Below are 9552 nucleotides of genomic sequence, written 5' to 3'. Positions count from 1 at the left end.
GCCCGTTGCCGGGGCGGCCCGGCCTCCCGGACGCCGCCGGGGCCGGCGGTCTCGGCGGCGTCCGTCGCGCCGGGGGCGACAGGGGCGCCGGAGTTGTGGGCGGTGCCGGGTTCGCCCTCGGTGCAGGCGGGAAGCGCGGCCCCGCCGCCGGGCCCCTCCGTCAGGCCGCAGAAGGCGCATCCGCCGAGCAGGCCGGCGCCGGTCCACTCGGCGAGGGCGGCGCGTACCAGCCGCCTCGCCTCCGCGGGGGCGACCGGGTCGCTCTCCAGGCTGATGCGGACGAAGGGCGGCGGCGACCCCGCCCCGGGCCGTGCCCCGCGCGCGCCGTCGGGGTCGTTCGCACGCTGGATCGGAATGGGCCCCACTGCGGCTCCCGTGTCCGGTTGTCTGCTGCGTGTTCGACTGACCGACGACGGCACACCGTGTCGGTTGATTCCGCAAGGGTGGCAGACAGACGCGACTCGCGTACGCCAAGTCACCCAAAAGGCCCGGGACGGCGGCAGATATTACGCACGCGGCGCCGCGCGGGAGCGGTCCGCGTAGAACATCCGTCCCACTCGGGTCCGCCCCTCTTCGGGTGCCCGCGTACGCCGCCGCGCCTTTCACGCGCCGGTGCCCGCCCCGACGCCCCGACCGCACCGGCGCACTCCCCCACCGGCGGCATCACCGGCATCACCGGCACCGCCGGCACCTCGTGACCCGGTGAGCCGCGGAGGGCCGCAGGCGCGGACACGGGCTCATGGGCACGGCGGACAGTCAGGGCAGCGGCGGCGGGTCGGGGCAACGGCGGCGGACGGAAGGACGGGGCGCGAGGACGGCTGCACGAGGACGGGGGCGGGCCGGCAGCGGGCAACGGGCAACGGACAACGGCAGGTTCGCGTGGCGGCGGCAGGCGCGGTGATCGCAGCAGGCGTGACGGCGGCAGGCGCGGACGGCGGCGGTGCGCCCCGGCCCGCGGGGCGGAGAGCGCCTCGCGGGCCGGGGGCGTGCGCGGACGGTTCAGTTCTCGCGGGTGCCCGCGTACATCTCCTCGATGAGGTCCTTGTACTCGCGCTCCACGACCGGCCGCTTGAGCTTGAGGCTCGGGGTCAGCTCGCCGTGCTCGATGTCCAGGTCGCGCGGCAGGAGCCGGAACTTCCTGATGGCCTGCCAGCGCTGCAGGCCGTTGTTGAGCCGCTGGACGTAGCCGTCGATGAGCCGCTGCGTCTCGGGGGCCGCCATGATGTCGGCGTACGGCTTGCCGCCCAGGCCGTGCTCTGCGGCCCATTCGGCGATGGTGGGCTCGTCCAGCGTGATCAGGGCGCTGCAGAAGTTGCGGCCCCCGCCGATGACCAGGATGTTCGAGACGAACGGGCAGACGGCCTTGAACTGCGTCTCCACCTCGGCCGGCGAGATGTACTTGCCGCCCGAGGTCTTGATGAGGTCCTTCTTGCGGTCGGTGATCTTCAGATAGCCGTCGGTCGACAGCTCGCCGATGTCACCCGTGTGGAACCAGCCGTCGGGCTCCAGGACCTCGGCCGTCTTGTCGGGCAGCCCGTGGTAGCCGACCATGATCGCCGGGTTGCGGATGAGGATCTCCCCGTCGTCGGCGATGCGCACCTCCGTGCCCGGCATCGGCTTGCCGACCGTGCCCGTGCGCAGCGCGGGGCCGGGGTTGACGAAGCACGCCGCGCTCGTCTCGGTGAGGCCGTAGCCCTCGAGGACGGGGACGCCGGCGCCCGAGAAGAAGTAGCCGATGTCCGGCGCGAGGGCGGCGGAACCCGAGACGGCGGCGCGGAGCCGGCCGCCGAAGGCCTCACGGATCTTCGCGTAGACGAGTGCGTCGGCGACCTTGTGCTTGGCGGCGAGGCCGAACGGCAGGCTCTCGTTGCCGGTGCGCTGGAAGTTGTCCTGCGCGGCCCTCGCCGAGTCCCGCGCGACCTGCGCCGCCCACTGGAAGATCTTGTACTTGGCGGGCCCGCCGGCACGGGCCTTGGCGGCCACGCCGTTGTAGACCTTCTCGAAGATGCGGGGCACGGCCGCCATGTAGGTGGGCTTCACGACCGGCAGATTCTCGATGATCTTGTCCACGCGCCCGTCGACCGCGGTGACGTGGCCGACCTCGATCTGCCCCGAGGTGAGCATCTTGCCGAAGACGTGGGCGAGCGGCAGCCAGAGGTACTGCACGTCCTCGGCCGAGATCAGCCCCGTCGCCGCCATCGACTTCGCCATGTAGGACCACGAGTCGTGGCGCAACCGCACGCCCTTCGGGCGGCCCGTGGTGCCCGAGGTGTAGATGAGGGTGGCGAGCTGGTCGGCCCGCAGGTCCTCGATGCGGCGGCGGACGGTGTCGGGCCGCGCCGCGAGCTCCTGGCCGCCGAGCTGCTCCAGCGCGTGCAGGGAGAGCACCCAGCCGTCCGGGTCTCCCGGCGCGGGCTGGGCGTCGGCCTCCTCGACGACCACGACGTGCGCGAGGTCCGGCAGCTCGTCGCGGTGCGCGCGCACCTTCGCCAGCTGGGCCGCGTCCTCCGCGATCAGCACGCGGCTGCCGGAGTCCGACAGGATGAAGACGGACTCGTCGGCGTTCGTGGACGGGTAGATGGTGGTCGTCGCCGCGCCCGCGCACATCACGCCGAAGTCGGCGAGGATCCACTCGATGCGCGTCGAGCTGGCGAGCGCGACGCGCTCCTCGGGCTGCACGCCCAGAGCGACCAGGCCGGCCGAGATCGCGTAGACGCGGTCGGCCGTACGGGCCCAGGACAGCGAACGCCATTCGTCGGGCCCCTGCCCGGATGCCGGGGGGACGGGGTAGCGGAACGCCTCGGCGTCGGGCGTGGCGGCCACGCGCTCAATGAAGAGGGACGCCACGGAGGGCGGCCGGTTCTCTATCAAGTTCTGGGTGTCGCTCACGGCTTCCTCCGGAACCGTGCGGTTGTGCCGCACGGCGCATCTGATCCTGAGACGAATGGCGTTCAAGTTACCGACCGACAAGTAGCTACCGATCGGTAATCAGACTAGGGCCCAGGTCGCACGTGCGTAAGAGGGGCGACACTTCCCACACACCGTGAGCGCCGCGCGCCCACGGGCCCCAGGACGCGGACGCCCTCGAAACACGCCCCGGACATGCGAAGGGCCCCCGCGGCGCCACCTGCCGCGGGGGCCCCGGCCGGCTCGGCCGACCCGCTCCGCCCACACCCTCGCCCGGACCCGCTCCGGCCGGGTCCGGCCTACTTCTTCGTCTTGCCCGGGGCGGAGTCGTCGCTGGAGAGCACCGCGATGAAGGCCTCCTGCGGGACCTCCACGCTGCCGACCATCTTCATCCGCTTCTTGCCCTCCTTCTGCTTCTCCAGCAGCTTGCGCTTCCGGGAGATGTCACCGCCGTAGCACTTGGCGAGCACGTCCTTGCGGATGGCGCGGATCGTCTCGCGGGCGATGACCCGGGAGCCGATCGCGGCCTGCACGGGCACCTCGAACGCCTGCCTCGGGATCAGCTCGCGCAGCTTCGCCACGAGCCGCACGCCGTAGGCGTACGCCTGGTCGCGGTGGGTGATGGCCGAGAAGGCGTCGACCTTGTCGCCGTGCAGCAGGATGTCGACCTTCACCAGTTGGGCCGACTGCTCGCCGGTGGGCTCGTAGTCGAGCGAGGCGTAGCCGCGGGTCTTCGACTTCAGCTGGTCGAAGAAGTCGAAGACGATCTCGGCGAGCGGCAGCGTGTAGCGGATCTCGACCCGGTCCTCGGAGAGGTAGTCCATGCCGAGGAGGGTGCCGCGCCGGTTCTGGCACAGCTCCATGATCGAACCGATGAACTCGCTCGGCGCCAGGATCGTCGCGCGCACCACCGGCTCGAAGACCTCGTCGATCTTGCCCTCGGGGAACTCGCTCGGGTTGGTGACGGTGTGCTCCTTGCCGTCCTCCATCACCACCCGGTACACGACGTTCGGCGCGGTCGCGATGAGGTCGAGGCCGAACTCCCGCTCCAGGCGCTCGCGGACCACGTCCAGGTGGAGCAGGCCGAGGAAGCCGACGCGGAAGCCGAAGCCGAGCGCGGCGGAGGTCTCCGGCTCGTAGACGAGTGCGGCGTCGTTGAGCTGGAGCTTCTCCAGGGCGTCGCGCAGCTCCGGGTAGTCGGAGCCGTCCAGCGGGTAGAGCCCGGAGAACACCATGGGCTTCGGGTCCTTGTAGCCGCCGAGCGCCTCGGTGGCGCCCTTGGCCTGCGAGGTGATCGTGTCGCCGACCTTGGACTGCCGCACGTCCTTGACGCCGGTGATCAGATAGCCGACCTCGCCGACGCCCAGCCCGTCGGCGGGCAGCATCTCCGGCGAGTTCGCGCCGATCTCCAGGAGCTCGTGCGTGGCGCCCGTGGACATCATCCGGATGCGCTCGCGCTTGTTGAGCTGGCCGTCGATGACCCTGACGTAGGTGACGACGCCGCGGTAGGAGTCGTAGACCGAGTCGAAGATCATCGCGCGGGCGGGGGCGTCCGCGACGCCGACGGGCGGCGGGACGTCCGCGACGACCTTGTCGAGGAGCACGTCCACGCCGAGGCCGGTCTTCGCGGACACCTTGAGGACGTCCTCGGGCTGGCAGCCGATCAGGTTCGCCAGCTCCTCGGAGAACTTCTCGGGCTGCGCGGCCGGCAGGTCGATCTTGTTGAGCACCGGGACGATGGTGAGGTCGTTCTCCATCGCCAGGTAGAGGTTCGCCAGGGTCTGCGCCTCGATGCCCTGGGCCGCGTCGACCAGCAGGATCGTCCCCTCGCAGGCGGCCAGCGAACGGGAGACCTCGTAGGTGAAGTCGACGTGCCCGGGGGTGTCGATCATGTTCAGGATGTGGGTGCTGCCCTGGCCCTCACCCGAACGGGGCGCCCAGGGCAGCCGGACCGCCTGGGACTTGATCGTGATGCCGCGCTCGCGCTCGATGTCCATGCGGTCGAGGTACTGAGCGCGCATCTGCCGCTGCTCGACGACACCGGTCAGCTGGAGCATCCGGTCGGCGAGCGTGGACTTGCCGTGATCGATGTGCGCGATGATGCAGAAGTTACGGATCAGCGCCGGGTCCGTACGGCTGGGCTCGGGCACGTTGACAGGGGTCGCGGGCACGCAGGGTCCTGATTCTTGAGGAGCGCCGCCCCTTCGAGGCCGCTCCCCGTGCGGAGGGGTGTCCGCAGGGCCGCCTTACGTCGGGGCGCGTCGTCTCGTCTCGGGTCGACATCGGATCGGATCGATACGCAGGCTCCATCGTCCCACGACGGACGGACTGCGACCGATTTGGGCCGGTCATATCGCGGCTGCTAGCCTGAACAGCTGTGTCTCGTGCCCTCGCGTACGCGGCTGTACGTGACACTCACCCAAGAAGATCATCGAACCTGCAAAGGCTCTTTCGTGGCGAACATCAAGTCCCAGATCAAGCGGAACAAGACGAACGAGAAGGCGCGCCTTCGCAACAAGGCCGTCAAGTCCTCCCTGAAGACCGCGATCCGCAAGACCCGCGAGGCCGCTGCGGCGGGCGACGTCGAGAAGGCCACCGCGGCCGCCCGTCTCGCCTCCCGTGAGCTCGACAAGGCCGCGTCGAAGGGTGTCATCCACAAGAACGCCGCCGCCAACAAGAAGTCGGCGCTGGCCACGACCGTGAACAGCATCCAGGCCTGACCGGTCTCGTTCGTGCTTGACCCGACCGCCTGACGGAGCGGCCGCCCTGCGGCCGCCACCGGCGCGCGATCGCCTGATCGACACCGGACGGGAACCAGCGGGCCCCTCTCTCCCGCTCCTGCCCGGTCCCCGGAGCCGCGAACCGAACTGCGTTCGCCACGCGGGTGCGGCTCCATCCGTTGTACGCGAAGGCCCCTGCCACCCCAGGCAGGGGCCTTCGGCGTACCCGGAGCCGCGCGGCGCCACGTGACACCCCCGGGGCGACACCCCCGGGGCCGCGGAGCAGCCGGGACGTCGCGCGGGGGCAGAGCGGGGCGTCGTGCGGGGGTGGAGCCATGGCGTTGTGCGGGGGTAGAGGGGAGCGAAACGGGCCGGCCCTCAGGAGCGGCCCGCGCCCTCGGCTCAGCGGCGGGGGCGGGCCGCGCGGGCGATGGTGACGACCGCCTTCTCCAGGGCGTACTCGGGGTCGTCGCCGCCCCCCTTGACACCGGCGTCCGCCTCCGCGACGGCCCGCAGCGCGACGGCGACGCCGTCCGGCGTCCAGCCGCGCATCTGCTGGCGCACCCGGTCGATCTTCCACGGCGGCATGCCGAGCTCACGGGCCAGGTCGGCGGGGCGTCCGCCACGCGCCGAGGACAGCTTCCCGATCGCCCGCACCCCCTGCGCGAGGGCGCTGGTGATCAGCACCGGCGCGACCCCCGTCGACAGCGACCACCGCAGCGCCTCCAGCGCCTCCGCCGCCCGGCCCTCGACCGCGCGGTCGGCGACGGCGAAGCTGGACGCCTCGGCACGGCCCGTGTAGTAGCGGCCGACGACCGCCTCGTCGATCGTGCCCTCGATGTCCGCGACGAGCTGCGAGGCGGCGCTCGCCAGCTCGCGCAGGTCGCTGCCGATGGCGTCGACGAGTGCCTGGCACGCCTCCGGTGTGGCGGAACGGCCGAGGGCACGGAACTCCGACCGGACGAACGACAGCCGTTCCGCCGGTTTCGTCGTCTTCGCGCAGGCGACCTCGCGGGCCCCGGCCTTGCGTGCCGCGTCCAGGAGGCCCTTGCCCTTCGCACCACCCGGATGCAGGAGGACCAGGGTGATCTCCTCGATGGGCGCGCCGAAGTACGCCTTGAGCTCCTTGACGGTGTCCGCCGAGAGGTCCTGCGCGTTGCGCACGACGATGACCTTGCGCTCCGCGAACAGCGACGGGCTCGTCAGCTCAACGAGCATGCCGGGCTGGAGCTGGTCCGCTGTCAGGTCGCGCACGTCCGTGTCCGCGTCGGCCGCGCGGGCGGCCCGCACGACCTGCTGGACGGCGCGGTCGAGCAGCAGGTCCTCCTGCCCCACGGCGAGCGTGAGGGGGCCGAGCGGATCGTCGCTGGGTGCTTTCTTGGTGGCCATCCCCGCCAGCATGGCACGCCCCACCGACAGGGCGGCGCCGGGCCCGGCCGGTCCCGCGGGCGCCCGGAGCCGCCGCGACGGAGCGCGGGGCGCCCGCGACAGGACGAACGCAGCGCCCTAGGGGCTCTCGACCCAGCCGTCCCAGCCGCCGGCGTACGCGTCGAGGTCGGCGGGGTCGATGCGGCCCCCGGGATCGGACACCAGGACCAGCCACTGGGCGTCCTCGGCGTCGTCCTCACCGGCGAGGGCGTCCCGGACGATGCGGGGCTCCCCCACGCCCGCGAAGCGCTCCGGCAGCTGCTCGGCCGCCTCCTGGGCGGCGTCCCGGTCGGGCAGCACCAGCAGATGTGTCACGTCGTCGTCCATGCCCGCACCCGTCGCTCCCGCCGCCCGGCCCCGCCGGCGCCGCGCGCTGCTCGCACGCGCCGCCGCGGTCGCCGGTCCGGTCCCTGCCGTCTGCCGCTCCGTCCTTACTTGAACTGGAGTTCCGTGCCCTTGGGCACGATCTGTATCTCCAGTTCGATCTTGATGCTGGAGCCGACGACGGCGATGCCGCGGGCGAGCATCGTCTGCCAGTTGATCGTGTAGTCCTCGCGGTGCAGCTCGGCGGTGGCGCGCACCGCTGCCCGCGTCTCGTTCTCCATGCCGACGCGCACACCGCCGTACACGGCCTCCAGGGACACCGTGCGCGTGACGCCGTGCAGCGTCAGGGCGCCGGTGATCGTCCAGTTGTTGCCGCCCTTGTGCTGGAAGCGGTCGCTGTAGAACTCCAGCGTCGGGTAGTTCTCGACGTCGAGGAAGTCGCCGGAGCGCAGGTGCGTGTCGCGCATCTGCACGTTGGTGTCGATGGACGCGGCGTCGATGACGACGTGCATCGCCGTGTCCTCGATGGACTCGCCGATGCGTATCGCGCCGGCGAAGTTGTCGAAACGGCCGTAGACGCGGGCGAGTCCGATGTGCCGCGCCACGAATCCGATGCGCGAGTGGGCGGGTTCGATCTCCCACTCGCCGGCTCTCGGCAGCGGCAGCGAGGGCGCGGCCTGGAGGGTGATGTCGCCGAGGGACGCCAGGGCGCCGCCCTCGGCGACGGTGGCGCTCGCCCGGTAGGGGCTGTAGCTGTCGGCGGACACCGACACCCGGTACTCGCCGACGGGCACCATCGCCGCCACGCCGCCGAACGGGTCGGTCTCGCCGCTGACGACCTTTCGGCCCTGCGTGTCGCTGACCGTGAACTCCGCCTGGTGGACGGGTTCGCTCACCGGGTCAAGTACCCGGCACGTCAGCAGCCCTGCGTTGACAGGCACGGAGAGTCCGGAAAGCGGGTTGGTCTTCTGGCTCGCGGCCTTCCGCCGACCGAACAAGCTGATCATTCCTTTACCCCTGTGCTCGGGATTCCTCAAGGCGTCCTACCCTCGGACCCCTGGACGGACTGGCATTCGATCACTCTTGAACTGTGCGAGGCAAACGCGAGGCCGCATGTAAGAATCACGCCGTCCGCTTCCTCGACGGACCGAATGATGGCAGACGCACATATCATCGCGTCGACCGGTCCACCCGGCGGGCGACCGCACGCAGGGCTCTTCCGCTGCCCGTGACGGCGATCTCGCCGTCCTTGTCCGTGCGCAGGACGGCCGCTCCCTCGGCCCGCAGGAAGCCCACCGTGCGGGGCGATGGGTGCCCGTACGGGTTGCCGGTGCCGCAGGAGATCAGCGCGAGCCGGGGACGCAGTTCGCTCAGCAGCAGCGGGTCCTGGTAGGCGGAGCCGTGGTGGGCGACCTTGAGCACGTCGACATGGGGCAGCCCGTTCTCGTCGCGCAGCAGTGAGCGCTGGGCGGGCGGCTCCAGGTCCCCCGGCAGGAGCAGCGTGGGGCCGTGAGCGACCGTCACGAGCAGCGTCACGCTGGAGTCGTTGGGCTCGCCGTCCGCGGCTCCCGGCCCCGCGCGGGGCCACAGCACCCGCCAGGCGAGCGGGCCCGTCGTGCGCCGCTCCCCCGGCACCACGGGCACCAGCGGCACGCCCGCGGCGCCGGCCGTGCGGCGGACGAAGGCGGCCTCGCCGGCCGGTTGCGGGAACGTCGTCGTCTCGATCGCGCTGACCGTGCGCCCGTGCAGCACCCCCGGCAGTCCGGTGACATGGTCGGCGTGGAAGTGGGTGAGCACCAGCAGCGGGACGCGTGTCACGCCGAGGTCGCGCAGGCAGCCGTCCACCAGGGCCGGATCCGGCCCCGCGTCGACCACGACGGCGCTCGCCGGTCCCGCCGCGAGGACGGTGGCGTCCCCCTGGCCGACGTCGCACATCGCGTACGACCAGCCGGGAGGCGGCCAGCCCGTCATGAAGCGGACGGCCGGGGGCGGCCGCAGAAGCGCCAGGAGCAGCAGCACGGCGCACCCCGCGGCGACCCAGGGCCGGCGCCGGAGCAGGCGCAGCGCGCCCAGGACGAGGACCGTCGCGAGCGCGAGCAGCGCGCCGCCCCGCCAGCCGCCGGGCCAGCTCAACTGCGCGCCCGGGAGGGCGGCGCCGGCCCTGGCGACGCCG

General features: G+C 72.0%; 7 protein-coding genes and 1 pseudogene. 1 reads left to right on the top strand and 7 read right to left on the bottom strand.

The window, feature by feature from the left end; all coding sequences use genetic code 11:
- The 3 genes and pseudogenes from L1885_RS17355 to lepA all read right to left on the bottom strand — a co-directional run.
- Positions 1-365, bottom strand: a pseudogene (locus tag L1885_RS17355) (hypothetical protein); the annotation flags it as partial.
- Positions 366-999: 634 nt separating this feature from the next.
- Entirely contained in the window at positions 1000-2889 is a 1890-nt protein-coding gene (locus L1885_RS17350; protein ID WP_235798038.1) for an AMP-dependent synthetase/ligase, read from the bottom strand.
- 317 nt (positions 2890-3206) lie between these two features.
- Complete coding sequence (gene lepA / locus L1885_RS17345; RefSeq protein ID WP_235798037.1) at positions 3207-5078, bottom strand: translation elongation factor 4; 1872 nt, start codon at positions 5076-5078, stop codon at positions 3207-3209.
- 282 nt (positions 5079-5360) lie between these two features.
- Between lepA and rpsT the strand changes: the two genes are divergently transcribed.
- Positions 5361-5627: a 30S ribosomal protein S20 gene (gene rpsT / locus L1885_RS17340; RefSeq protein ID WP_235798036.1), complete on the top strand. Its 267-nt coding sequence runs from the start codon at positions 5361-5363 to the stop codon at positions 5625-5627.
- 402 nt (positions 5628-6029) lie between these two features.
- On the opposite strand, the gene holA is transcribed toward rpsT, so the two are convergent.
- The 4 genes from holA to L1885_RS17320 all read right to left on the bottom strand — a co-directional run.
- Positions 6030-7016, bottom strand: a complete 987-nt coding sequence (gene holA / locus L1885_RS17335) for a DNA polymerase III subunit delta (RefSeq protein WP_235798035.1) — start codon at positions 7014-7016, stop codon at positions 6030-6032.
- A 117-nt stretch (positions 7017-7133) separates the two neighbouring features.
- Positions 7134-7382, bottom strand: a complete 249-nt coding sequence (locus tag L1885_RS17330; RefSeq protein WP_235798034.1) for a hypothetical protein — start codon at positions 7380-7382, stop codon at positions 7134-7136.
- A 104-nt stretch (positions 7383-7486) separates the two neighbouring features.
- Positions 7487-8386 carry a YceI family protein gene (locus L1885_RS17325; protein WP_235798033.1) on the bottom strand — a complete coding sequence of 300 codons (900 nt, stop codon included), beginning with the start codon at positions 8384-8386 and terminating at the stop codon, positions 7487-7489.
- 163 nt (positions 8387-8549) lie between these two features.
- On the bottom strand, positions 8550-9552 hold a 1003-nt coding region (locus tag L1885_RS17320), incomplete at its 5' end, for a ComEC/Rec2 family competence protein (RefSeq protein WP_235798032.1).

Source organism: Streptomyces fuscigenes, from assembly GCF_021556455.1.
In the GTDB taxonomy this organism is placed as follows: Bacteria; Actinomycetota; Actinomycetes; order Streptomycetales; family Streptomycetaceae; genus Streptomyces; species Streptomyces fuscigenes.
This window is presented reverse-complemented; position numbering and strand designations above follow the sequence as displayed.

What these genes read in the sequence shown, in the direction of transcription:
- holA (WP_235798035.1), bottom strand. Translation starts at nt 7,016, where the DNA reads ATGGCCACCAAGAAAGCACCCAGCGACGATCCGCTCGGCCCCCTCACG.
- L1885_RS17330 (WP_235798034.1), bottom strand. Translation starts at nt 7,382, where the DNA reads ATGGACGACGACGTGACACATCTGCTGGTGCTGCCCGACCGGGACGCC.
- L1885_RS17325 (WP_235798033.1), bottom strand. Translation starts at nt 8,386, where the DNA reads ATGATCAGCTTGTTCGGTCGGCGGAAGGCCGCGAGCCAGAAGACCAAC.